This window comes from Streptomyces sp. NPDC003635 (assembly GCF_053587635.1).
The window spans coordinates 115,763-137,663 of record NZ_JBSFOK010000020.1; the positions used below are offsets into that span (position 1 = coordinate 115,763).

Here is a 21,901-nt window from a genome sequence, read left to right on the forward strand (position 1 = left end):
GTCACAGGCAACCTCCCGCGCCGACAAAGCGCCGCCGAAGCACCACCCGCCGAACCGACGGCAACCAAAACACCCTCAGCAGCACCGACGTAACCCTCAGCGTCCCTCCCCTCAGGGGACGCGTATCGCCGGAGGCATCACCGTGACCGTGAAGGACATCCTCGCCGCGATCCAGTCGCCCGACTCCACCTCGGCCGACTTCGCCGCTCTGCCGCTCCCCGAGTCGTACCGCGCGATCACCGTGCACAAGGACGAGACGGAGATGTTCGCCGGGCTCGCCAGCCGCGACAAGGACCCCCGCAAGTCGATCCACCTGGACGACGTGCCGCTGCCCGAACTCGGCCCGGGCGAGGCCCTGGTCGCCGTCATGGCCTCCTCGGTCAACTACAACTCCGTGTGGACCTCGATCTTCGAGCCGCTGTCCACCTTCGGGTTCCTCGAGCGCTACGGCCGCACCAGCGAGCTGGCCAAGCGCCACGATCTGCCGTACCACATCATCGGCTCCGACCTCGCGGGCGTCGTCCTGCGCACCGGCCCCGGCGTGAACTCCTGGAAGCCCGGCGACGAGGTCGTCGCGCACTGTCTGTCGGTGGAGCTCGAGTCCTCCGACGGCCACAACGACACCATGCTCGACCCCGAGCAGCGGATCTGGGGCTTCGAGACCAACTTCGGCGGCCTCGCCGAGATCGCGCTGGTCAAGTCCAACCAGCTGATGCCCAAGCCGGATCACCTCAGCTGGGAGGAGGCCGCCGCTCCGGGCCTGGTCAACTCCACCGCCTACCGCCAGCTGGTCTCCCGCAACGGCGCCGGCATGAAGCAGGGCGACAACGTCCTGATCTGGGGCGCGAGCGGCGGACTCGGCTCCTACGCCACGCAGTTCGCGCTGGCCGGCGGCGCCACCCCGATCTGTGTGGTGAGCAGCCCGCAGAAGGCGGAGATCTGCCGGGCCATGGGCGCCGAGGCGATCATCGACCGCAACGCCGAGGGCTACAAGTTCTGGAAGGACGAGAACACCCAGGACCCGAAGGAGTGGAAGCGCTTCGGCAAGCGCATCCGCGAGTTCACCGGCGGCGAGGACATCGACATCGTCTTCGAGCACCCCGGCCGCGAGACCTTCGGCGCCTCCGTCTTCGTCACCCGCAAGGGCGGCACCATCACCACCTGCGCCTCGACCTCGGGCTACATGCACGAGTACGACAACCGCTACCTGTGGATGTCGCTGAAGCGGATCATCGGCTCGCACTTCGCCAACTACCGCGAGGCCTGGGAGGCCAACCGGCTGATCGCGAAGGGCAAGATCCACCCGACGCTGTCGAAGACGTACTCCCTGGAGGACACCGGCCAGGCCGCGTTCGACGTGCACCGCAACCTCCACCAGGGCAAGGTCGGCGTGCTGTGCCTGGCCCCCGAGGAGGGTCTCGGCGTGCGCGACGAGGAGATGCGCGCCAAGCACATCGACGCCATCAACCGCTTCCGGAACGTCTGAGGTCCGTCCATGAGTGAGCGTCAGAAGGACCGGCCGTGGCTCATGCGGACCTACGCCGGTCACTCCACGGCCGAGGCGTCCAACGAGCTGTACCGGCGCAACCTCGCCAAGGGCCAGACCGGTCTGTCGGTCGCGTTCGACCTGCCGACGCAGACCGGCTACGACCCGGACCACATCCTCGCCCGCGGCGAGGTCGGCCGGGTCGGGGTTCCGGTCTCGCACCTCGGTGACATGCGCCGGCTGTTCCAGGACATCCCCCTGGAGCAGATGAACACCTCGATGACCATCAACGCCACCGCCATGTGGCTGCTGGCGCTCTATCAGGTCGTCGCGGAGGAGCAGGGTGCCGACATCACCAAGCTCCAGGGCACGACCCAGAACGACATCGTCAAGGAGTACCTGTCCCGCGGCACCCACGTGTTCCCGCCGGGACCGAGTCTCCGGCTGACGACGGACATGATCGCGTACACGGTCTCCCACATCCCGAAGTGGAACCCGATCAACATCTGCAGCTACCACCTGCAGGAGGCGGGCGCCACGCCGGTCCAGGAGATCGCGTACGCGATGTCCACCGCCGTCGCCGTCCTCGACGCCGTGCGCGACAGCGGCCAGGTCCCCGAGGAGCGCATGGGCGACGTCGTCGCCCGGATCTCCTTCTTCGTCAACGCGGGCGTCCGCTTCGTCGAGGAGATGTGCAAGATGCGCGCCTTCGGCCGCATCTGGGACAAGGTCACCCGCGAGCGCTACGGCATCCAGGACCCCAAGCAGCGCCGGTTCCGCTACGGCGTCCAGGTCAACTCCCTGGGCCTGACGGAGGCGCAGCCGGAGAACAACGTCCAGCGGATCGTGCTGGAGATGCTGGCGGTCACCCTCTCCAAGGACGCCCGTGCGCGTGCCGTCCAGCTCCCGGCCTGGAACGAGGCCCTCGGCCTGCCCCGGCCGTGGGACCAGCAGTGGTCGCTGCGGATCCAGCAGGTGCTCGCCCACGAGAGCGATCTGCTGGAGTACGAGGACATCTTCGAGGGCTCGCACGTCATCGAGGGGAAGGTCGCCCAGCTCGTCGAGGAGTCCCTCGCCGAGATGGAGCGGATCCAGGAGATGGGCGGCGCGATGGCCGCCGTCGAGTCGGGCTACCTGAAGTCGCAGCTGGTGTCCTCGCACGCCGAGCGCCGCGCCCGGATCGAGTCCGGCCAGGAGAAGATCGTCGGCGTCAACATCTTCGAGACGACCGAGCCCAACCCCCTGACGGCCGACCTGGACACGGCCATCCAGACCGTCGACCCCGCGGTCGAGGCCCGGGTGATCGAGGCCATCGGGACCTGGCGGGACACCCGCTACCAGCCGCCCTTCAACCACCCGCGCCCGTGCAAGGCGCTGGAGCGGCTGAAGGAGGCCGCGAAGGGCACCGCCAACCTCATGGAGGCCACCCTGGAGTGCGCCCGCGCCGGCGTCACGACCGGCGAGTGGGCCGGGGCGCTGCGCGAGGTGTTCGGCGAGTTCCGGGCACCGACGGGCGTGTCGTCCGCGCCGGTGGCCATCCCCGCCGAGGCGGGCTCGGCCCTGTCCGAGGTCCGCCGCAAGGTCGAACTGACCGCGCGGGACATGGGCGTGGGCAAGCTCCGCTTCCTGGTCGGCAAGCCGGGCCTGGACGGGCACTCCAACGGCGCCGAGCAGATCGCCGTGCGGGCCCGTGACGCCGGGTTCGAGGTGGTCTACCAGGGCATCCGGCTCACCCCGGAGCAGATCGTGGACGCCGCCCTCGCCGAGGACGTGCACGCGGTGGGCCTGTCCATCCTCTCCGGCTCGCACGCCCAACTGGTGCCGGACGTGCTGGATCGGCTGCGTGTGGCCGGTGCCACAGATATCCCGGTGATCGCCGGTGGCATCATCCCGAATGGTGACGCCGAGCAGCTCCGGGCCGCCGGAGTGGCCGCGGTGTTCACCCCGAAGGACTTCGACATCACCGGGATCATCGGCCGCATCGTCGACGAGATCCGCAAAGCGAACAAGCTCGACCCCCTGGAGGTCCCCGCATGACCACGGTCAACCGCCTTCGCCCCCGGCGTTCCTGCCTGGCGGTGCCGGGCTCGAACCCGCGCTTCCTGGAGAAGGCCCAGGGCCTCCCGGCCGACCAGGTCTTCCTGGACCTCGAGGACGCCTGCGCCCCGCTCGCCAAGCCCGAGGCGCGGCACACCATCGTCAAGTTCCTCAACGAGGGCGACTGGACGGGCAAGACGCGGGTCGTGCGCGTGAACGACTGGACGACCGAGTGGACGTACCGCGACGTCGTCACGGTCGTCGAGGGCGCGGGCCAGAACCTCGACTGCATCATGCTGCCGAAGGTGCAGACGGCCGAGCAGATCGTCGCCCTGGACCTGCTGCTGACCCAGATCGAGAAGACGATGGGCTTCGAGGTCGGCAAGATCGGCATCGAGGCGCAGATCGAGAACGCGCAGGGCCTGAACAACGTCAACGCGATCGCGACCGCGTCCCAGCGCGTCGAGACCATCATCTTCGGCCCGGCCGACTTCATGGCGTCCATCAACATGAAGTCGCTGGTCGTGGGTGAGCAGCCGCCCGGCTACCCGGCGGACGCCTACCACTACATCCTGATGAAGATCCTGATGGCCGCCCGCGCCAACAACCTCCAGGCGATCGACGGCCCCTACCTGCAGATCCGCAACATCGACGGCTACCGCGAGGTCGCGAGCCGCGCCGCCGCGCTCGGCTTCGACGGCAAGTGGGTGCTGCACCCGGGCCAGGTCGAGGCGTCCAACGAGATCTTCTCGCCCTCGCAGGAGGACTTCGACCACGCCGAGCTGATCCTGGACGCGTACGACTACTACACGTCCGAGGCGGGCGGCAAGAAGGGCTCCGCGATGCTCGGCGACGAGATGATCGACGAGGCCAGCCGCAAGATGGCGCTGGTCATCTCCGGCAAGGGACGCGCGGCCGGCATGCAGCGCACGTCGAAGTTCGAGATCCCGGAGGCCTGAGCGCGATGCAGTTCGGACGCACGTATGAGGAGTTCGAGGTCGGGGCGACGTACAAGCACTGGCCCGGGAAGACGGTCACGGAGTACGACGACCACCTGTTCTGTCTTCTCACCATGAACCACCACCCGCTCCACATGGACACCAACTACGCCGAGAAGACAACGGACTTCGGCAAGAACGTGGTGGTCGGGAACTACATCTACTCGCTGCTGCTCGGCATGTCCGTCCCGGACATCTCCGGCAAGGCGATCGCCAACCTGGAGATCGAGTCGCTCAAGCACGTGGCGCCGACCTTCCACGGGGACACGATCTACGGCGAGACGACCGTGCTCGACAAGTGGCCGTCGAAGTCGAAGAACGACCGCGGCATCGTCTACGTCGAGACCAAGGGCTACAAGCAGGACGGCACGCTCGTCTGCGTGTTCCGCCGCAAGGTGATGGTGCCGACCGAGACGTACATCAAGGAGCGCGGCGGCGAGCAGCCGGGCCGCCCGGAACTCAAGCAGCAGGAGAAGTAGGCCATGGCCCGTCTCGCCCAGACCGCCGGTCTGACCGACATCCAGCAGGAGATCCTCTCCACCGTCCGCGACTTCGTGGACAAGGAGATCATCCCGGTCGCCACCGAGCTGGAGCACCGCGACGAGTACCCGCAGCAGATCGTCGACGGCCTCAAGGAGTTGGGCCTGTTCGGCCTGATGATCCCCGAGGAGTACGGCGGTCTGGGCGAGTCGCTCCTGACGTACGCCCTGTGCGTCGAGGAGATCGCCCGCGGCTGGATGTCGGTGTCCGGCATCATCAACACCCACTTCATCGTGGCGTACATGCTCAAGCAGCACGGCACGCAGGAGCAGAAGGACCACTTCCTGCCGAGGATGGCGGCCGGTGACATCCGCGGCGCCTTCTCCATGTCGGAGCCCGCGCTCGGCTCGGATGTGTCGGCCATCACGTCCAAGGCGGTGAAGGACGGCGACGAGTACGTCCTGAACGGTCAGAAGATGTGGCTGACGAACGGCGGAACGTCCTCTCTGGTCGCCGTTCTGGTCCGCAGTGACGAAGGTCACCCGGAGGGCACCGCGCCCCACAAGTCGATGACGACCTTCCTCGTCGAGAAGGAGCCCGGCTTCGGTGAGGTCCGCCCCGGCCTGACCATTCCGGGCAAGATCGACAAGATGGGGTACAAGGGCGTCGACACGACCGAACTCATCATGGATGGCCTGCGCGTTCCGGCCGACCGGGTGCTCGGCGGGGTCACCGGCCGAGGTTTTTACCAAATGATGGACGGCGTCGAAGTCGGCCGCGTGAACGTCGCGGCGCGTGGTTGCGGTGTCGCTCAGCGTGCGTTCGAACTCGGCGTCCAGTACGCCCAGCAACGCCACACTTTCGGCAAGCCGATCGCCCAGCACCAGGCGATCCAGTTCAAGCTCGCCGAGATGGCTACCAAGGTCGAGGCCGCCCATGCCATGATGGTGAACGCGGCACGCAAAAAGGACTCCGGAGAACGAAACGACCTTGAGGCTGGGATGGCGAAGTACCTCGCCTCCGAGTACTGCAAGGAGGTCGTGGAGGACGCCTTCCGGATCCACGGCGGCTACGGCTTCTCCAAGGAGTACGAGATCGAGCGCCTCTACCGGGAGGCCCCGATGCTGCTGATCGGTGAAGGTACCGCCGAGATCCAGAAAATGATCATCGGGCGCAGGTTGCTCGAAGAGTATCGATTCCAGGGCTAGATGTCCGGGTTCGGGGTGTTTTCTTCGAGAAGAAGATCACACCCCGTCAACACTCTTCGACCTCCGACTCGGCTTCCTGGCTTGCCCAGTTGTGGCCCGCGCCCGGTACGATCCCGGGAAAGCCGCCGTCCCCCCTCACCGCGCGGCATCATCCGCTACGAAGGTCATCCATGCCCCACAGCCAAACCTCTGCACCTCGCGACAGCCTGGCCGGCATGCGCCTGGCACGCGGAGCATCGCCGTGGCTTCTCCCGACCGTCGCCACCGCCGCCCTCAGCCTGGCCAGGGCCCGCCGCTCCGGCGCCGCCAAGGCCGTCGCCGTGCCCGCCACCGCCCTCGCGGCGGGCATGCTGTGGTTCTTCCGCGACCCCGAGCGCGAGATCGCCCAGGGCAGGGTCATCTCGCCCGCCGACGGTGTGGTGCAGAGCATCATGCCGTGGAAGGACGGCCGTACCCGCGTCGCGATCTTCATGAGCCCGCTCAACGTCCACGTCAACCGCGCGCCGCTCTCCGGCACGGTGACCTCGGTCGAGCACATCCCGGGTGGGTTCGTTCCGGCGTTCAACAAGGAGAGCGAGAACAACGAGCGCGTAGTCTGGCATTTCGACACCGAACTCGGGGACATCGAGATGATCCAGATCGCCGGCGCGGTAGCCCGTCGCATCGTGCCGTACATCCCTCAGGGGACGAAGGTCGAGCAGGGTGACCGGATCGGTCTGATCCGCTTCGGCTCGCGTGTCGACATCTACCTGCCCGAGGGCGTGGAGGTCGCGGTCGAGGTCGGGCAGAAGACCGTGGCTGGGGTGACTCGCATTGACCGTGATTGATCCGGAGACCCAGGCGGGCTGGGTGCCCGAGGCGGACGAGGTGGACGACGAGGAGGAGATGCCTCTTTCTCTCCGCCTGTCGATAGCGGACACCCTCACCCTCGGCAACGCCACGTGCGGCTTCATGGCGGTGTACTTCACCACCACCGGCATCCTGATCCCGCACCTCACGGGTGACGATCTGGGCATGGCCCGCAACAGCGCGGCCACGGCCGTGATCCTGATGCTGTGCGCGGCCGTCTTCGACCTCTTCGACGGCCTCGTCGCCCGCAAGCTGCGGTCGTCGCCGATGGGTGCGGAGCTGGACAACCTCTCCGATCTGATCAGTTTCGGCCTCGCGCCCGCGTACTTCGTCCTCGTGTACGGCATGGTCGCGCGGGACGCGCATGAGCGGGTCGCGGCGGTGGGTGCGATCGTTGTGCTGCTGGCCGTGGTCCTGCGCCTGGCGCGCTTCTCCTGCGTGACACCGCCGAACGGCATGTTCCAGGGCATGCCCTCGCCGTTCGGCGCGCTGACAGTGGTCTCGATCGTGCTGCTGGAGCTGCCCTTCGTGGCGACGCTGCTGGCGATCATCGGCACGGCCTGGCTGATGGTGAGCCGGGTCGAGTACCCGAAGCCGCGTGGACGGCTGGCCGTCGCGATGCTGGCGTGGATCGTGCTGTCGATGGGGCTGCTGGCGGCGTGGGCGTTCGACGCCCCGAGCGGCCAGCTGCTGCTCCAGACGGGCTGCGCGCTGCAGCTGGTCATGGGCGCGGTCATCCCCCTGTTCGCCACGGCCCGCCGGGTGAACAACTTCCGAGACAACCGCCGCGAGGCTCGGGCGGCCCAGCTGCCGTAGGGCCCGCCGGTACTACGACGAAGGCCCCGGAACCGTCTTCACGACGGATTCCGGGGCCTTCTCGTCGGTCCGGCGCCGGCGCGGGCCGGGCCTTGCCGCGGGTCAGCGCAGGAAGTCCTCGGCGATGCGGGCCGCCGAGCGCTCCAGGATGGGACCGGCGTCCGCGATGCACTTCGCGACGTCCGGCTCGATCTCGGTCAGCGGGTACGCGCGCCGGATACCCGCCCGGCCCAGCGCCTGCGGGGGCAGGGCCAGCCGGCCGCAGACCGCGACGACCTCCTTGCCGGCCGCCCGCGCCGCCGCCGCGACACCCGCCGGCGCCTTCCCGTGCAGGGTCTGCTCGTCCAGCGAACCCTCGCCGGTGATCACCAGGTCCGCCCGCTCCAGCGCCGGGGCGAAGCCCAGCACGTCGAGCATGACCTCGATACCGGCCCGGAACCGGGCACCGAGGAGCAGGGCGCCGTACCCGATGCCGCCCGCCGCGCCCGCGCCCGGCGAGGCCGCGTAGTCGGCGGCCCGGGAGCCCACCGTCTCCTCCAGCACCTCGGCGAAGTGCGCCAGCGCCGCGTCCAGCGTGGCCACGTCGTCCGGCGAGGCACCCTTCTGCGGGCCGTACACCGCCGGGGCGCCCTTCGGGCCGGTCAGGGGGTTGTCGACATCGCTGGCGAGCACCAGCTCGACCGAGGACAGGCGCGGGTCGAGGTCCGAGAGGTCTGCCGAGGCCAGCTCGGCGAGGCCGCCGCCGCCCGGCGGCACCGGCTCGCCGTCCGCGTCCAGGAACCGCGCGCCGAGCGCCGAGAGCATCCCGGCGCCGCCGTCGGTCGTGGCGCTGCCGCCGACGCCGAACACGATCGTCCGCGCGCCCGCGTCCAGCGCGGCCCGCAGCAGTTCCCCGGAGCCGTACGTGGAGGCCGTCAGCGGCGCGAAGACGCCCGCCGGGAGCCGCTGGAGCCCGCTGGCCTCCGCCATCTCCACGACCGCCGTGTCACCGCGCAGCGCGAAGGCGGCCGTGACCTCGTCGCCGAGGGGCCCGGCGACCCGCACCTCGCGGCGCTCGAAACCGGCCGCGACCGCGGCGTCCACGGTGCCGTCGCCGCCGTCGGCCACGGGCAGCGCCTCGGCCTCGACGTCCGGCACGACGCGGCGCAGCCCGGCCGTCACCCGCTCGGCGACCTGCACGGCCGTCAGCGAGCCCTTGAACTTGTCCGCGGCGATGAGCACGCGCTGTGTCACCTGTGATCCCCTTGCTCTCCGGGCCTCGCGCATGTCAAGGCCAGTCGCGCCGCTGCGACCATAACCGGAGGACACCCTCGCCGTCATGCCCCGCCCGGTCCCTGGACGGGCCCCACGAGTCCGCGACTCCCCGCTGTCCGGCCCCGGCGGAATCGGGTAAACCGGTGCTATGACCCCTGTGGGCACCGAGCCAGAGTTCGCCGACCGCGTTCTGGGGGGCTGGCTGGGCCGGATCGCCGGCAACATGCTGGGCAAACCGGTCGAGCAGGGCGACCTGTGGACGCGGGACCGGATCGACCGCTATCTGCGGCGGGCCGCCGCGCTGCCGCTCACCGACTATCTGCCCGAGCCGCCGCCGGGCGAGAACGACGCCTTCGAGCTGCGGCCCGAGTGGCGCCAGTGCGTGCGGGGCCGGATCCACGGCAGCTGCCGGGACGACGATGTCGACTACGCCATCCTCGGCCTGGACCTGCTGGAGACCCACGGCTTCGGCTTCAGCACCGAACAGGTCGGCGACCTGTGGCTGCTGCGGCTGCCGTACCTGCAGACCTTCACCGCCGAGCGGGCCGCCTACCGCAACCTCGCCAACGGGCTCAAGCCGCCACTCACCGCCACCTTCGACAACCCCTACCAGGAGTGGATCGGCGCCCTGATCCGCGCCGACATCTTCGGCTGGACCAGCCCGGGCGTCCCGCACCGCGCCGCCTCGCTGGCCCGCCGGGACGCGGTGCTGTCGCACACCGGCAACGGCGTGTACGGCGCGATGTGGGCGGCCGCGCTGGTCGCGGCGGCGTTCACCGCGCCCACCGTGCGGCACGCCCTGACCGAGGCGCTCACCGTCATCCCGGCGAGCAGCCGCCTCGCCCGCACCGTGCGCCGGGTGATCTCACTCCACGACACCCGGATGACCTGGGAGGACACCCTCAGCACGGTGTCCGAGGAGACGGCGGGCCTCGGCTGGATCCACACCGTCCCGAACGCCGCCGTCCTCACCGCGGGGCTGCTGTACGGCGACGGCGACTTCACCCGGACCATCACCCTGACGGTCCGGGGCGGTCTGGACACCGACTCCAACGGGGCGACCGCGGGGTCGGTGGCCGGGGTGCTGACCGGGGCGGAGGCGATTCCGGGGCAGTGGCGGGACCCGTTGGAGGACACGGTGCGCAGTGCGGTGTTCGGGTTCGACGGGGTGCGGATCAGCGAGCTGGCGGAGCGCACGACCCGGCTGGTCGACGGGGAGTGACTCGTTACCCTTCCGGGATGACCACTCAGGACTTCGCCACGTACATCGCGGGTCTGCCCCGCGTCCTCGCCGGTGCCGCCGCCCTGTTCCGGGACGCGGCGGGCCGGGTGCTGCTCGTCGAGCCCAACTACCGCGACGGCTGGGCGCTTCCGGGCGGCACGGTCGAGTCCGAGGACGGCGAGACCCCGCGCCAGGGCGCACGCCGGGAGACGGCCGAGGAGATCGGTCTGGACGTCGCGCTGGGCCCGCTGCTCGCGGTGGACTGGGTGCACGGGACGGGCCGGCCGCCCCTGGTCGCCTATCTGTACGACGGCGGGGTCCTCGGCGAGGACGACTTCAAGGCGATCCGGCTCCAGGAGGAGGAGTTGCTGTCCTGGCGGCTGGTCCCGCGCGAGGACCTCACCGAGCACCTGCCGGGCGCCCTGGGCCTCCGGGTGCTGGCCGCCCTGGACGTACTGGAGAACGGCGGCGGCACGGCGGAGCTGGAGAACGGCCGCCGGGTCGGCTGACGGGGACCCCGGTCTGCCGGACCCTCCACCCGAATATCCGTTCGCCGCTCCCCTGGCCCCGCCCTACCCTCGGTGCCATGACCAAGCCCCTCGTCGCCCTGCTCAGCGGCGCCGGTATCAGCACGGACTCCGGGATCCCCGACTACCGCGGGCCGAACGGACTGTGGCGGCGGGATCCGGACGCCGAGAAGCTCGTGACGTACGAGTACTACATGGGCGACCCGGAGATCCGGCGGCGCTCCTGGCAGATGCGACGCGAGAGCCGCGCGCTGCGGGCCGAGCCGAACGCCGCGCACCACGCGGTCGCCGAGCTGGAGCGGTCCGGGGTGCCGCTCAGGGTGATCACCCAGAACGTGGACGGGCTGCACCAGCTGGCCGGGCTGCCGGCCCGCAAGGTGCTCGAACTGCACGGCAGCGCACGGAGTTTCGTGTGCACAGGCTGCCATGCCCGCGGCTCGATGGAGGACGCCCTCGCCCGCGTCGAGGCGGGTGAGGAGGACCCGTCCTGCCTGGAGTGCGGCGGGATCCTGAAGCCGGCCACCGTCATGTTCGGCGAGCGGCTCGACCCGGTGGTGCTGGGCCAGGCGGTGTCGATCACCAAGGCCTGCCAGGTGTTCGTCGCGGTCGGCACCAGCCTCCAGGTACAGCCCGCGGCGGGCCTCGCCGGTGTCGCCGCCGACCAGGGCGCACGGCTCGTCATCGTCAACGCCGAGCCGACGCCGTACGACGACCGTGCCGACGAGGTGATCCGGGAGCCGATCGGCACCGCGCTGCCGAAGCTGCTGCGCGGGCTCGGCGCGGCATAGCGGTCGGGCCAGGCCCTGTCGTTCGGATCATCCCGGCGTCGCGGTGGGCCGGACGGGACTGCTTCTCGCGGCCAGGCTGACCCAGACGACAGGGCTTAGGCGCGGATCCCGTCGCAGGTGATGTGCAGCTGCCGCGGGCCGCGCAGGACGGCGTTCTGCCGGTACGGGGGCGGGTCCTGGACGAGACGCGGGTTCTCCAGTCTCCGGGCCAGCTCCGCCAGGGCGAACTGGGTCTCCAGTCGGGCGAGCGGTGCGCCGAAGCAGCTGTGGATGCCGCTGCCCAGGCCGAGGTGCTGGATGTCGGGGCGGTCCGGGTCGAAGCGGTCGGGGTCCTCGAAGCGCCGCGGGTCACGGTTGCCCGATGCCAGGACCAGCCAGATGGGGGCGCCCTTGGGGATGGTGACGCCGCGGACCTCGATGTCGGCGAGGGTGGTGCGCTGCGGCACCAGTTGCACCGGCGGCTCGAAGCGCAGCAGTTCCTCGACGACGGGCACGGCAAGCCGTGGATCCTCGCGCAGCCGCCGCAGGACGTCGGGGTTGCGCAGCAGGGTCAGCATGCCGTTGGTGATGAGGTTGACGGTGGTCTCGTGCCCCGCGATCAGCAGCAGGGCCGCAGTGCTGAGCAGTTCCATCGTCGACATCGCCCCGTCCCCGCCCTGGGCCGTCGCCAGTTGGGACAGCATGTCCTCGCCGGGGTTCTTGCGCCGCTCCTCGATCAGGCCGGCCAGGTACATGCCCAGTTCCATCCGGGCGTCGTGGGCGCCTTTGCCCCGCTCCGCGGGGTCCGCGTCCGGGTCGGGGTCCAGGCTTGCGGCGAGGGTGTCCGCCCAGACGTGGAAGCGCGCCTCGTCCTCGCGCGGCACGCCGAGCAGCCGGCAGATCACCGTCACCGGGAAGGGGTAGGAGAACCGCTCCACCAGGTCGAAGCGGCCGGGGTCGCCGATGCCGTCGATGAGACCGGTCACGATGTCGTGCAGTTCGGGGCGCATCCCGTCGACGCGGTGCGGCGAGTGGGGCGGGCCGAACGGCCGGTTCGCCATCCGACGCAGCCGGTCGTGTTCCGGCGGATCGAGCTTCAGGAAGCCCGGTGGCAGGGCGCCGCCCTCCTCCGAGCCCGGCTCGGCCGACGGGTCCGTGATGTGCGAGGCCAGGTTGCGGGCATCGGAGCTGATCCGGGGATCGTGCAGCAGGCTGCGGATCTCGTAGTAGGTGCTGATCACGTACGGCCCGTCGGCCTCGTGATGGACCGGGTTCTGGCGCAGCTCTTCGTAGATCGGGTACGGATCGGCCCGGTTGGCGTAGTCCAGGATCCGGTGCAGCGGGGATTGCGTCATGGCAGGTCCTCGGGGCCGTGCGGGTCAGTGCGCGGGGGTGAACGTCATCCGGCGGTCGGCCGGCGAGTAGCCGCTGAGGGTCACGGTGGGGCCGTGGGTGGGGACCGACGGGTCGGGGAAGTCCGCGTCGATCGGGCGCTGGCCGTCCGGGTGCCGGTCGACCATGGCGAACGGCGGCGGGAAGGGCGCCGTGGTCTCGATCAGTTCCTGGTAGAACGGCAGCCACCGGGCGTGGTCGAATGCCACCGCGCCGACGACCCGCCCCTGATAGCCGTAGACGCCGGTGAAGCGGTGGTCCTTGAGCGAGCCCTGTGCGAGGAGGATCTCCGTGCCCAGCGACGGCACCCCGACCGACTTGATGTTGACGCCGAACTGCGAGGACCAGAAGGACGGCACCTCCATGTGAGGCAGGCGGTCCGTGCTCTCGCTGAGCATGTTGTGCGCCGCGACCGCGGCCTGGGTGACGGCGTTGCCCCAGTGCTCCAGGGACAGGAACTGGTAGCCGAACAGCGGGTGCGGGCAGCGGGCGACATCGCCGGCCGCGTAGATGTCGTCCGTGACGATGCCTCGGATGTCGAAGGCGCGGCACCCGGCGTCGCAGGCGATGCCGCGGGGGCCGGCGCCGAGTCCCGACCCGGCGAGCCATTCGGTGTTGCGGGTGGCGCCGAGCGAGACGACCACCACGTCGCACTCCACGGTGGAGCCGTCGGACAGGTGCGCGACGCGCACCCTGCCCGAGGCGTCGCCCTCCAGAGCGGTCACCATGACCCCGCACCGCAGGTCGACTCCGTGCTCGCGCTGCAGTTGGGCGGCGACCGCCCCGACCACGCCACCGAGTGCCCCGACCAGGGGGGCCGCGCCGCGCTCGGCGACGGTGACCGGGATGCCGCGTTCGCGGCAGGCGGAGGCGATCTCGGAGCCGGTGAACCCGGCCCCGATGACGAGGACCCGTCCGGGCCCCGCGTCGAGCCTCCGGGCGAGCCCCGCGCTGTCTTCGCGGGTCCGCAGGCAGAAGACACCGTCGAGTTCCGCCTCGGCCTCGCGCGGCCACGGTCGTGCCCGCACTCCGGTGGCGATCAGCAGCCGGTCGTACGGCACCGCGTCGCCGTCCGCCAGTCGCACCCGGCGGGCGGCCATGTCCAGCCCGGTGGCCGCGACGCCGAGCCGCCAGGTCGCGTCGACGGACCGGAGCCTGGGCAGTGCGGTGCGCTCGGCGCTCGCCCGGCCCAGCAGCACCTGCTTGGACAGCGGAGGCCGGTCGTACGGTTCGTGGGGCTCGTCACCGATCATGGTCAGGGTGCCGGTGAAGCCCTTGGCCCGCAGGGTCTCGGCGGCCCGCAGGCCCGCCAGCGAGGCGCCGACGACGACGATGCGGCCCTCGCGTCTCAGTCGCTCCAGGGATCCCTCACCGGGCACCGGGCACCGCCTCGGCGGGTACGTCCGCGGCGTCGACCAGGATGGCCTGGACCGGGCAGGCCGCGACGGCCTGGGCCAGCTTCTCGCGCTGTGCCTCCTCGGCCTCGGGGTCGTACAGCAGCGCCTCCTCGCCGTGCATGGCGAAGATCTCGGGGGCGAGGAACGCGCACTGCGCATACCCCTGACAGCGGTTCAGATCGACGGCAAGCCGTACCACGGTTCGGTCCTCTCCACTGGGCTTCGGTCACCCCTTGCGACCCACTCTCGGTGGCCGGGCGTGAGGTGACGACGAGGAGCGGACCGATCGGGTGACTGGCCCGGTCATGCCCGGGGGGTGGGACGCCGGCCCCGGAGGATGTTCAGGCTGAGGAGCAGCGCCCAGGCCGGAAGGACCAGTTCGGACCAGGGCACGTCCGCTCCCGCCACGAGCAGCGTCAGGCCCGCCAGATAGCCGAGGACGACGAGGGGGCGCGGGAGGACGCCGAGCCGGCGGCCGAGGGTCGAGGCCGTGATGATGAACACCGCCGCCATGCGCATGGCGTACGTGGTCAACAGGGCGTACGCGAAGTCGCGGCCGAACGGCGAGCCCTGCTGCCCGCTCTCGTCGAGCACGGTCCCGGCCGCCGCGGCCGCGCCGAACAGGGTGGCGACGAAGATCAGGCCGCTGCCCAGGAACACGGTGGCCACGAACCGGTCCTCGCCGTCGCCGGCCTGCTCGCGCAAGGCGCCCATGAACCACAGGAAGGCGATCCCGGCGAACGGGAGCAGCGTCAGCGCCACCCGCACTGCACCGCGCTGCCCGGCGTCGACGGTCACGTCGTCCCCGGGATCGGCGGGTAGCGCGAGGCGGACCAGGACGATCGCCGCGGCCATCAGAACCGCGAAGACCAACCCGGCCACCCCGGCGGCCCAGGGCGTCGCGAGGCGCTCGTGTCTGCGCTCCATGACCTCCCGCTCTCTGACTGCTCCTCCTTCGTACAGACATCAGCGATCGCGGGGCCGCGCCACCGGGGTCACTCGGGAGGGATCACGGCGTACGCCATGGGGGTCACGGCCGCGCTGTCGAAAGCGCCCGTACGGGCTGGGCGGTCGAAAGCGATCGAAAGCACCTGCGCGGGCGCGGCGATCGGATCAGAATGCGATCATGACCTCTGCCATCCGTCATGTGACGATCGACTCCGCCGACGCCTACCGGCTCGCCTCCTTCTGGTCCCAGGTGCTCGGGCTGCCCGTGCACGAGGACGACAGACCCGGGGACGAGGACGCGCTGATCGAGGGGGCGGGGCTGCTGTTCGTCACCGTCCCGGAGCCCAAGACCGTCAAGAACCGGGTGCACCTGGACCTTCAGCCGCAGGACCGCAGCCGGGACGAGGAGGTCGAGCGGGTCCTCGCCCTCGGCGCCACCCTGGTCGACGACCGGCGCACCCCGGACGGCAAGGGCTGGGCGGTCCTCGCCGATCCGGAGGGCAATGAGTTCTGCGTGGAGCGGGGGGCGGCGGAGCGGGCCGGCGAACCCGGAGCCTGAGAGACGTGGGCCCGTGACCCGGGGCATGAGCAGCCGGAGCCCGTGAGCGCAGGGATCAGAACAGCGCCGTACCGCTCTCGAAGTCCAGCAGCCGCTGCTTGCGGTCCAGGCCGCCGCCGTACCCCGTGAGGCCGCCGCTCGCTCCCACGACGCGGTGGCACGGCACGATGATGCCGATCGGGTTCTTGCCGTTGGCGAGGCCGACCGCGCGGGAGGCGCCCCGGTTGCCGAGGGCGTCGGCCAGATCGCCGTACGTACGGGTCTCGCCGTAGGGGATCCGGCGCAGCTGGTCCCAGACGGTGCGCTGGAACGGCGTTCCCCTCAGGCGCAGTTCGAGCGTGAACTCCTTCAACTCACCCGCGAAGTAGGCCTCCAGTTCCTCCTCGGCCTGGGCGAACAGGGTGTCGTCCCGGGCGCCGAAGCTCTCCTCGGACGGTCGGTGGCGCTGCTGCGTCATGTAGAGGCCGCACAGGACGCCGTCGTCGGCGACCAGGGTCAGCGGTCCGTAGGGGCTGTCGATCACGGTGTGCTGGCGCATGGAACGTCCTTAGACCGGAAGGAAGTTGATCGGGTGGCTGTCGGTCGCCCATAGGTACTGGACGGCGTACGCCCGCCAGGGCCGCCAGGCCGCGGCGCGGGCCGTGAGGGCGGCGGGGGTGGCGGGTAGGCCCAACTCCCCGGCCGCCCGCCGGATCCCGAGGTCCGTAGGCAGGAACGCGTCGGGGTCGCCGAGGGCGCGCATCGCGATGACGTCGACGGTCCAGGGGCCGAAACCGGGCAGCGCGAGCAGCCGGGCGCGGGCCTGGGGCCAGTCGCTCTCCACACCCAAGTGCAGGCTCCCATCAGCGAGTTGCTCCACCAGGGTGGTGAACGTGGTCCGGCGGGTGCGTGGCATCGCCAGGGACTCGGGGTCCACCGCCGCCAGCGCCTCGGGGGACGGGAAGAGGTGGGTGAGACCCCCCTCGGGGTCGTCGACCGGCTCTCCGTGGGCGAGGACCAGCCGGGCCGCGTGGGTGCGGGCGGCGGCCGTGGAGACCTGTTGGCCGAGTACCGCCCGTACGGCGAACTCCGCCTCGTCGACCGTGCGCGGAACGCGTCGGCCGGGAGCCTTGTCGACCAGCGGGGCCAGCAGCGGGTCGGTGCGCAGCCGGTCGTCGACGGCGACCGGGTCGGCGTCCAGGTCGAGCATCCGGCGGCAGCGGCTGATCGCGACGGTCAGATCGCGCAGGTCACTGAGGGTGAGCCGACAGGCGATGTGGTCGGGCCGCGGGCTCAGCGACACGATGCCGTGACCGTACGGCAGGCGCAGGGTGCGGCGGTAGGCGCCGGCCCGCCACTCCTCCACCCCGGGCACGGCGGTCGCGGCGAGGTGGCCGAAGAGGTTGTCGGGGTTGAGGGGGGCGCGGAACGGCAGGCGCAGGGTCAGCGCTCCGGGTGTGTGCCCCGGGCGGGGAGCGCGGGTGCGCAGCTCGCTCGGCGACAGGGCGAAGACCTCGCGCACGGTGTCGTTGAAGGTGCGGATGGAGGAGAAGCCGGCCGCGAAGGCGATCTCCGCCATCGGCAGCGGGGTCGTCTCGATCAGCAGGCGGGCCGTCTGGGCGCGCTGGGCGCGGGCCAGGGCTAGCGGGCCCGCGCCCAGCTCGGCGAGGAGCTGGCGTTCGACCTGCCGGGTGCTGTAGCCGAGCCGCGCGGCGAGTCCCGGCACGCCCTCGCGGTCCACGACCCCGTCGGCGATGAGCCGCATGGCGCGGGCCACGAGGTCGGCGCGCTGGTTCCACTCCGGGGAGCCGGGGCTGGCGTCCGGGCGGCAGCGCTTGCAGGCCCGGAAGCCGGCCTGCTGGCAAGCGGCCGCGCTCGGGTGGAACACCATGTTCTGCGGCTTGGGCGCGACCACCGGACAGCTCGGCCGGCAGTAGATCCCCGTGGTCAGAACGGCCGTGTAGAACCAGCCGTCGAAGCGCGCGTCCTTGGCCTGGACGGCCCGCACGCAGGCCTCGGTGTCGGTGTGCATCCCCTTCTGCATGAGTCCAGCATCGAGCACCCACCGCGCCAGGGCTGGCGAGAATCCGACATCAACCTCGGCTGTCCTGGGACCATGCCGATTCACGCAGCAGCCGCAGTCCATTGAGCCCGACCAGCACGGTGGACCCCTCGTGCCCGGCGACCCCGAGCGGCAGCGGGAGGTGTCCGATCAGGTCCCACAGGACGAGTCCGGTGATGAAGACCCCCGCGATGACGAGATTCTGCACGACGAGCCGGCGGGCGGCCCGGGACAGTCGTACCACCGCGGGAACGGTCGTCAGCTCGTCGCGCACGATCACCGCGTCCGCGGTCTCCAGGGCCAGGTCGGAGCCCGCGCGGCCCATGGCGATGCCGGAGTGGGCGGCGGCGAGGGCGGGCGCGTCGTTGACGCCGTCGCCGACGAAGAGCACCTTGCGGCCCCGGTCCTGGAGTTCTCGTACGGCGTCCACCTTGTCCTCGGGGAACAGGCCCGCGCGGACGTCGCTGAGACCGGTCGCCTCGGCCACGCGGTCGGCGGCGCCGAGGCTGTCCCCGGTGAGCAGGACGGGGGCGGTGCCGGTCAGGGCGGTGAGGGCGGCCGTGGTGGCGGGGGCCTCGGCGCGCAGCCGGTCGGTGAGGGTGAGCGTACCGACCGGCTCGCCGTCCCGGCACACCTGGACGACGGTGGCGTCGCTGTCGCCGTCGGCGCGGCCGACACTCACCTCGCGCCCCGCCACCGTGGCGGTGACGCCCTGGCCGGGGAGGGCGGTGAAGTCCTCGGCGGGCGCGAGCGCGAGGCCGCGGCCTCGGGCGGCGGCTACGATCGCGCGGGCCAGCGGGTGTTCGCTCGGGTGCTCGGCGGCGGCGGCCAGGGCGAGCAGGGCGTCCTCGTCGAGGCCGGAGTCCGGCCGCGGTCGTACGGCGGTCACCTCGGGGGCGCCCTCGGTGAGGGTGCCGGTCTTGTCGAGGGCCGCGAGGTCGATCTCGCCGAGGCGTTCCATGGCGACGGCCGACTTGACCAGGACGCCGTGCCGGCCGGCGTTGGCGATGGCGGAGAGCAGCGGCGGCATGGTCGCGAGGACCACGGCGCACGGCGAGGCGACGATCATGAAGGTCATCGCGCGCAGCAGGGCGTCGCTCAGCTCGGCGCCGAAGGCGAGCGGTACGCCGAAGACGGCGAGGGTGGCCACGACGATGCCGACGGCGTAGCGCTGCTCGATCTTCTCGATGAACAGCTGGGTCGGCGCCTTGGTGCGGGACGCCTCCTCGACCAGGGTGACGATCCGGGCGATCACCGAGTCGGCGGGGTCGCGCTCGACGCGGACGCGCAGGGCGCCGGCGCCGTTGAGGGTGCCCGCGAAGACCTCGTCGCCGGGGCGCTTGAGGACGGGCAGGGGCTCGCCGGTGATGGTGGCCTCGTCGGCCTCACTGATGCCGTCCAGGACCCGGCCGTCGGCGCCGATGCGCTCGCCGGGGCGGATCAACAGCACGTCTCCCACGGCGAGTTCGGCGGTCGGGACGCTCTCCTCGCCGGAGTCCGCGAGACGGGTGGCGGTGGACGGGGCGAGGTCGAGCAGGCCCCGCACGGAGTCGGCGGTGCGGGCGGTGGCCAGGGCCTCCAGGGCGCCGGACGTGGCGAAGATGACGATCAGCAGGGCGCCGTCGAGGACCTGGCCGATCGAGGCCGCGCCGAGCGCCGCGACGATCATCAGCAGATCGACGTCGAGGGTCTTCTCGCGCAGCGCCCGCAGCCCTTCGAGCGCGGGCTCCCAGCCGCCGGCGGCGTAGGCGACGGCGTACAGCGGTCCGTACGCCCAGCCGGGCGCGCCGGTGAGGTCGAGGGCGAGGCCCAGCAGGAACGCGACGGTCGCGGCGAGCGCCCAGCGGGCCTCGGGCAGCGCGAGGATCCGGGTGCGGCGGCGGGGGGCCACCGGGGCGGGCGCGGGGGCACGGGTGGGGACGAGTGTGGTGGACACCCGGCACACCATACAGGAATACATGAAGACTCATTCATCTGTTCATGTGTGATGGGTAAGATACGCCCATGGGTCATGGAGCCGTCACCACCACCGCGGACGAGCGCGTACGCCTGGACGCGGACAACGTCGCGAAGGTGGCCACCACCCTCCAGGCCCTGTCCACCCCCTCCCGCCTGCTGATCCTCGCCCGTTTGCGCGAAGGTCCGCTGCCCGCCACGGAGTTGGCGGCCGAGGTGGGCATGGAGCAGTCCGCCTGCTCGCACCAACTGCGGCTGCTGCGCAACCTGGGCCTGGTGGTCGGCGAGCGGCGCGGCCGGTCGGTCGTGTACGCCCTGCACGACCACCATGTCGCCGAACTCCTCGACCAGGCCGTCTATCACGTCGAGCATCTGCGGCTGGGGATCAGCGACACCACGGAGTGAGGCCTACGGCACCGCCGCCTCGTCCTTCGTCCGGCTCCCGGTGTCGTCCTCCGCCACGAACTCCACGACGGCCAGCGCGAAGAGCAGGGCGAGGGCCAGTCCGACGACGACCCAGCCGGTCGGGTACGACCACAGGGCGAGGGTCAGGAGCGCCGCGGCCACCAGCAGCCAGCGGATCCAGGTGCGGTACCGGTGGACGAACCGGCCCACCCGGCCGGTCCTCATCCCCGCCCGTTCGGCCGTGGAACGGACGGCGTGGATGCCGGAGTGCCACAACTGCCGTACGAACCGGGCCCACCGGCTGGGTCCGGTCACCCACGCCGCGAGGGCAACCACCACGCCGACCGCGATCGCCACCCGCACGCCGGTGCGCAGGTAGCGGACGAGGGTGTCGTAGACCGACTCGGCGGCGGGCTGGGAGACGCCGGCGGGCAGGGCGTCGAGGTAGACCACGCGGAACACGGTCAGGGCGATGCCGACCAGGCCGACGGCGAAGGCGAAGCCGAGGGAACCGGCGATCAGCGCCCGGCGGCGGTGCGTGGCGAGGAGCACCCCGCCCACGATGAGCAGGAGCGAGATCACGGGGAGCCAGAAGCCGATGAGCTGGAGCAGCCGGAAGGCGGTGCGGACCTTGCCGATGTCCTCCGACTGCACGACGGTGATCCGGGTGTGGATCTCGGGGATGTTCCCGGCCACTGTCATGCCCTCGTCGACGAGGCGTTTCTTCACCTCCTCGACGACCGGCCCGAGATCCAGCTCCACAGCGTCGCCTTCGAGCTTCACGGCGCCGCCGCCCTCGCCGGTGAGCGCCTTCACCACGGCGTCGTGGGCCCGGCGGTTGGCCTGAGTCCAGATCCGGTCGAAGGCGTCCGAGGCGACGACGGCCTGAGCCTTGTCGTGCACGAAGCTGCGGACCGCGTCCTCGATCGAGTCCCCCAGCTTGCCGAGGGCCTTCTCCACCAGGGGCCGGTCGGCGACCGGGGTCTGCGACAGCAGCGCCTTCAGGTCCAAGCGGGACATCACGGCGTCCGTGACCCGGTTGGCGGCGGCGTTCTGGATGTCCCGGTCGCGCGCGAGGGGTTCGACGGTGTCGACGTAGCGGTCGGTGTCCCCCGTGATGCTGGCGGTCCACGCGGCTACGGCGCCCAGCGGGGCGAGGATGCAGCCGAGGACGATGAGCACGACGGCGAACACCGAACGGACCCGGTGCCGTTCGGGACGCGCGGGCCGCTCCGCCCGCTCGGCCTCCAGCGCGGCGACCCGTGCCCGCAGCCGGTCCAGCTCCGCCGTCCCGGAATCCTCCGGGGTGTTCGCGTCGCCCGCCATGCCGTACTCCCTCCTGCTCCCCTGGGGTCAGCAGATCCCAGGGACGGAAGGGAGGCGATTCACGGCAGGCCGAACGGGTGAGCGGGGACAACAGCCGGGCGGCCCGCGCCCCGCATACGACGGTCACGCCACGACCGGCCGTACGGCACGGCCGGCGGACCCGCGGCCGGCCGTCCGGCACAGCTGGCGGCCCCCACTGCCGGCCATCCGGCACAGCTGGCGGCCCCCGCGAC

21 protein-coding genes are annotated in these 21,901 nt (G+C 71.3%); 12 read left to right on the top strand and 9 right to left on the bottom strand.

Annotation, left to right across the window (positions count from 1 at the left end; genetic code table 11):
• The first annotated feature begins 148 nt into the window (after nt 1-148).
• From ccrA to pssA, 7 genes are all read left to right on the top strand, one after another.
• The gene (gene ccrA, locus ACWDRW_RS20505; protein WP_451725123.1) at nt 149-1,486 is read left to right on the top strand and encodes a crotonyl-CoA carboxylase/reductase; all 1,338 of its coding nucleotides are present in this window, start codon (nt 149-151) and stop codon (nt 1,484-1,486) included.
• Nucleotides 1,487-1,495: 9 nt separating this feature from the next.
• Nucleotides 1,496-3,523 carry a protein meaA gene (locus ACWDRW_RS20510; RefSeq protein ID WP_451725087.1) on the top strand — a complete coding sequence of 676 codons (2,028 nt, stop codon included), beginning with the start codon at nt 1,496-1,498 and terminating at the stop codon, nt 3,521-3,523.
• Nucleotides 3,520-4,482 carry an HpcH/HpaI aldolase/citrate lyase family protein gene (locus tag ACWDRW_RS20515; RefSeq protein WP_451725089.1) on the top strand — a complete coding sequence of 321 codons (963 nt, stop codon included), beginning with the start codon at nt 3,520-3,522 and terminating at the stop codon, nt 4,480-4,482. Before ACWDRW_RS20510 ends, ACWDRW_RS20515 begins: the two co-directional genes overlap by 4 nt.
• 5 nt (nt 4,483-4,487) lie before the next feature.
• Entirely contained in the window at nt 4,488-5,000 is a 513-nt protein-coding gene (locus ACWDRW_RS20520; RefSeq protein WP_019757884.1) for a MaoC family dehydratase, read from the top strand.
• A gap of 3 nt (nt 5,001-5,003) precedes the next feature.
• A complete protein-coding gene (locus ACWDRW_RS20525) occupies nt 5,004-6,209 on the top strand; it encodes an acyl-CoA dehydrogenase family protein (protein ID WP_451725091.1) in 1,206 nt (401 codons plus the stop codon).
• Between the two features lie 170 nt (nt 6,210-6,379).
• Entirely contained in the window at nt 6,380-7,036 is a 657-nt protein-coding gene (locus ACWDRW_RS20530) for a phosphatidylserine decarboxylase (RefSeq protein WP_451725093.1), read from the top strand.
• Between the two features lie 22 nt (nt 7,037-7,058).
• Nucleotides 7,059-7,874, top strand: coding sequence for a CDP-diacylglycerol--serine O-phosphatidyltransferase (pssA, locus tag ACWDRW_RS20535; protein ID WP_451725124.1), 816 nt, complete (start codon nt 7,059-7,061; stop codon nt 7,872-7,874).
• Nucleotides 7,875-7,976: 102 nt separating this feature from the next.
• On the opposite strand, the gene ACWDRW_RS20540 is transcribed toward pssA, so the two are convergent.
• The gene (locus ACWDRW_RS20540) at nt 7,977-9,140 is read right to left on the bottom strand and encodes a glycerate kinase (RefSeq protein ID WP_451725095.1); all 1,164 of its coding nucleotides are present in this window, start codon (nt 9,138-9,140) and stop codon (nt 7,977-7,979) included.
• A gap of 136 nt (nt 9,141-9,276) precedes the next feature.
• Here ACWDRW_RS20540 and ACWDRW_RS20545 point away from each other — a divergent pair, with 136 nt between their 5' ends.
• The 3 genes from ACWDRW_RS20545 (at nt 9,277) to ACWDRW_RS20555 (ending at nt 11,665) form a co-directional block, all read left to right on the top strand.
• Entirely contained in the window at nt 9,277-10,350 is a 1,074-nt protein-coding gene (locus ACWDRW_RS20545) for an ADP-ribosylglycohydrolase family protein (RefSeq protein ID WP_451725096.1), read from the top strand.
• Between the two features lie 17 nt (nt 10,351-10,367).
• Nucleotides 10,368-10,859, top strand: a complete 492-nt coding sequence (locus ACWDRW_RS20550) for an NUDIX domain-containing protein (protein ID WP_451725098.1) — start codon at nt 10,368-10,370, stop codon at nt 10,857-10,859.
• Between the two features lie 77 nt (nt 10,860-10,936).
• Entirely contained in the window at nt 10,937-11,665 is a 729-nt protein-coding gene (locus ACWDRW_RS20555) for an SIR2 family NAD-dependent protein deacylase (protein WP_451725099.1), read from the top strand.
• Nucleotides 11,666-11,760: 95 nt separating this feature from the next.
• Here ACWDRW_RS20555 and ACWDRW_RS20560 read toward each other — a convergent pair whose 3' ends face one another.
• The 4 genes from ACWDRW_RS20560 to ACWDRW_RS20575 all read right to left on the bottom strand — a co-directional run bounded on the left by ACWDRW_RS20560 (nt 11,761) and on the right by ACWDRW_RS20575 (nt 15,360).
• Nucleotides 11,761-12,999: a cytochrome P450 gene (locus ACWDRW_RS20560; protein ID WP_451725101.1), complete on the bottom strand. Its 1,239-nt coding sequence runs from the start codon at nt 12,997-12,999 to the stop codon at nt 11,761-11,763.
• Nucleotides 13,000-13,023: 24 nt separating this feature from the next.
• Nucleotides 13,024-14,415, bottom strand: a complete 1,392-nt coding sequence (locus ACWDRW_RS20565) for an NAD(P)/FAD-dependent oxidoreductase (RefSeq protein ID WP_451725102.1) — start codon at nt 14,413-14,415, stop codon at nt 13,024-13,026.
• Nucleotides 14,405-14,632, bottom strand: a complete 228-nt coding sequence (locus tag ACWDRW_RS20570; RefSeq protein ID WP_451725103.1) for a ferredoxin — start codon at nt 14,630-14,632, stop codon at nt 14,405-14,407. Before ACWDRW_RS20570 ends, ACWDRW_RS20565 begins: the two co-directional genes overlap by 11 nt.
• 104 nt (nt 14,633-14,736) lie before the next feature.
• Complete coding sequence (locus ACWDRW_RS20575; protein ID WP_451725105.1) at nt 14,737-15,360, bottom strand: hypothetical protein; 624 nt, start codon at nt 15,358-15,360, stop codon at nt 14,737-14,739.
• Between the two features lie 199 nt (nt 15,361-15,559).
• Between ACWDRW_RS20575 and ACWDRW_RS20580 the strand changes: the two genes are divergently transcribed.
• Nucleotides 15,560-15,940, top strand: a complete 381-nt coding sequence (locus ACWDRW_RS20580; RefSeq protein WP_451725107.1) for a VOC family protein — start codon at nt 15,560-15,562, stop codon at nt 15,938-15,940.
• Between the two features lie 55 nt (nt 15,941-15,995).
• Here ACWDRW_RS20580 and ACWDRW_RS20585 read toward each other — a convergent pair whose 3' ends face one another.
• The 3 genes from ACWDRW_RS20585 to ACWDRW_RS20595 are packed head-to-tail and all read right to left on the bottom strand — an operon-like array spanning nt 15,996 to nt 19,929.
• Nucleotides 15,996-16,478, bottom strand: a complete 483-nt coding sequence (locus tag ACWDRW_RS20585) for a methylated-DNA--[protein]-cysteine S-methyltransferase (protein ID WP_451725109.1) — start codon at nt 16,476-16,478, stop codon at nt 15,996-15,998.
• A gap of 9 nt (nt 16,479-16,487) precedes the next feature.
• Complete coding sequence (locus ACWDRW_RS20590; RefSeq protein ID WP_451725111.1) at nt 16,488-17,963, bottom strand: AlkA N-terminal domain-containing protein; 1,476 nt, start codon at nt 17,961-17,963, stop codon at nt 16,488-16,490.
• A gap of 49 nt (nt 17,964-18,012) precedes the next feature.
• A complete protein-coding gene (locus tag ACWDRW_RS20595) occupies nt 18,013-19,929 on the bottom strand; it encodes a heavy metal translocating P-type ATPase (RefSeq protein ID WP_451725125.1) in 1,917 nt (638 codons plus the stop codon).
• A 56-nt stretch (nt 19,930-19,985) separates the two neighbouring features.
• Between ACWDRW_RS20595 and ACWDRW_RS20600 the strand changes: the two genes are divergently transcribed.
• Complete coding sequence (locus tag ACWDRW_RS20600; RefSeq protein WP_451725113.1) at nt 19,986-20,342, top strand: ArsR/SmtB family transcription factor; 357 nt, start codon at nt 19,986-19,988, stop codon at nt 20,340-20,342.
• Between the two features lie 3 nt (nt 20,343-20,345).
• Here the strand turns inward: ACWDRW_RS20600 and ACWDRW_RS20605 are convergent, their stop codons facing one another.
• The gene (locus tag ACWDRW_RS20605) at nt 20,346-21,668 is read right to left on the bottom strand and encodes a hypothetical protein (RefSeq protein WP_451725114.1); all 1,323 of its coding nucleotides are present in this window, start codon (nt 21,666-21,668) and stop codon (nt 20,346-20,348) included.
• Nucleotides 21,669-21,901 lie beyond the last annotated feature (233 nt).

Excerpts from the sequence above, each read along its gene's own strand:
- ACWDRW_RS20560 (WP_451725101.1), bottom strand. The coding sequence starts at position 12,999 with ATGACGCAATCCCCGCTGCACCGGATCCTGGACTACGCCAACCGGGCC.
- ACWDRW_RS20600 (WP_451725113.1), top strand. The coding sequence starts at position 19,986 with ATGGGTCATGGAGCCGTCACCACCACCGCGGACGAGCGCGTACGCCTG.
- ACWDRW_RS20585 (WP_451725109.1), bottom strand. The coding sequence starts at position 16,478 with ATGCGCCAGCACACCGTGATCGACAGCCCCTACGGACCGCTGACCCTG.
- ACWDRW_RS20550 (WP_451725098.1), top strand. The coding sequence starts at position 10,368 with ATGACCACTCAGGACTTCGCCACGTACATCGCGGGTCTGCCCCGCGTC.
- ACWDRW_RS20590 (WP_451725111.1), bottom strand. The coding sequence starts at position 17,963 with ATGCAGAAGGGGATGCACACCGACACCGAGGCCTGCGTGCGGGCCGTC.
- ACWDRW_RS20530 (WP_451725093.1), top strand. The coding sequence starts at position 6,380 with ATGCCCCACAGCCAAACCTCTGCACCTCGCGACAGCCTGGCCGGCATG.
- ACWDRW_RS20540 (WP_451725095.1), bottom strand. The coding sequence starts at position 9,140 with ATGCGCGAGGCCCGGAGAGCAAGGGGATCACAGGTGACACAGCGCGTG.
- ACWDRW_RS20515 (WP_451725089.1), top strand. The coding sequence starts at position 3,520 with ATGACCACGGTCAACCGCCTTCGCCCCCGGCGTTCCTGCCTGGCGGTG.
- ACWDRW_RS20545 (WP_451725096.1), top strand. The coding sequence starts at position 9,277 with ATGACCCCTGTGGGCACCGAGCCAGAGTTCGCCGACCGCGTTCTGGGG.
- ACWDRW_RS20575 (WP_451725105.1), bottom strand. The coding sequence starts at position 15,360 with ATGGAGCGCAGACACGAGCGCCTCGCGACGCCCTGGGCCGCCGGGGTG.
- ACWDRW_RS20595 (WP_451725125.1), bottom strand. The coding sequence starts at position 19,929 with ATGGTGTGCCGGGTGTCCACCACACTCGTCCCCACCCGTGCCCCCGCG.
- ACWDRW_RS20580 (WP_451725107.1), top strand. The coding sequence starts at position 15,560 with ATGACCTCTGCCATCCGTCATGTGACGATCGACTCCGCCGACGCCTAC.
- ACWDRW_RS20525 (WP_451725091.1), top strand. The coding sequence starts at position 5,004 with ATGGCCCGTCTCGCCCAGACCGCCGGTCTGACCGACATCCAGCAGGAG.
- ACWDRW_RS20605 (WP_451725114.1), bottom strand. The coding sequence starts at position 21,668 with ATGGCGGGCGACGCGAACACCCCGGAGGATTCCGGGACGGCGGAGCTG.
- ACWDRW_RS20510 (WP_451725087.1), top strand. The coding sequence starts at position 1,496 with ATGAGTGAGCGTCAGAAGGACCGGCCGTGGCTCATGCGGACCTACGCC.
- ACWDRW_RS20520 (WP_019757884.1), top strand. The coding sequence starts at position 4,488 with ATGCAGTTCGGACGCACGTATGAGGAGTTCGAGGTCGGGGCGACGTAC.
- ACWDRW_RS20555 (WP_451725099.1), top strand. The coding sequence starts at position 10,937 with ATGACCAAGCCCCTCGTCGCCCTGCTCAGCGGCGCCGGTATCAGCACG.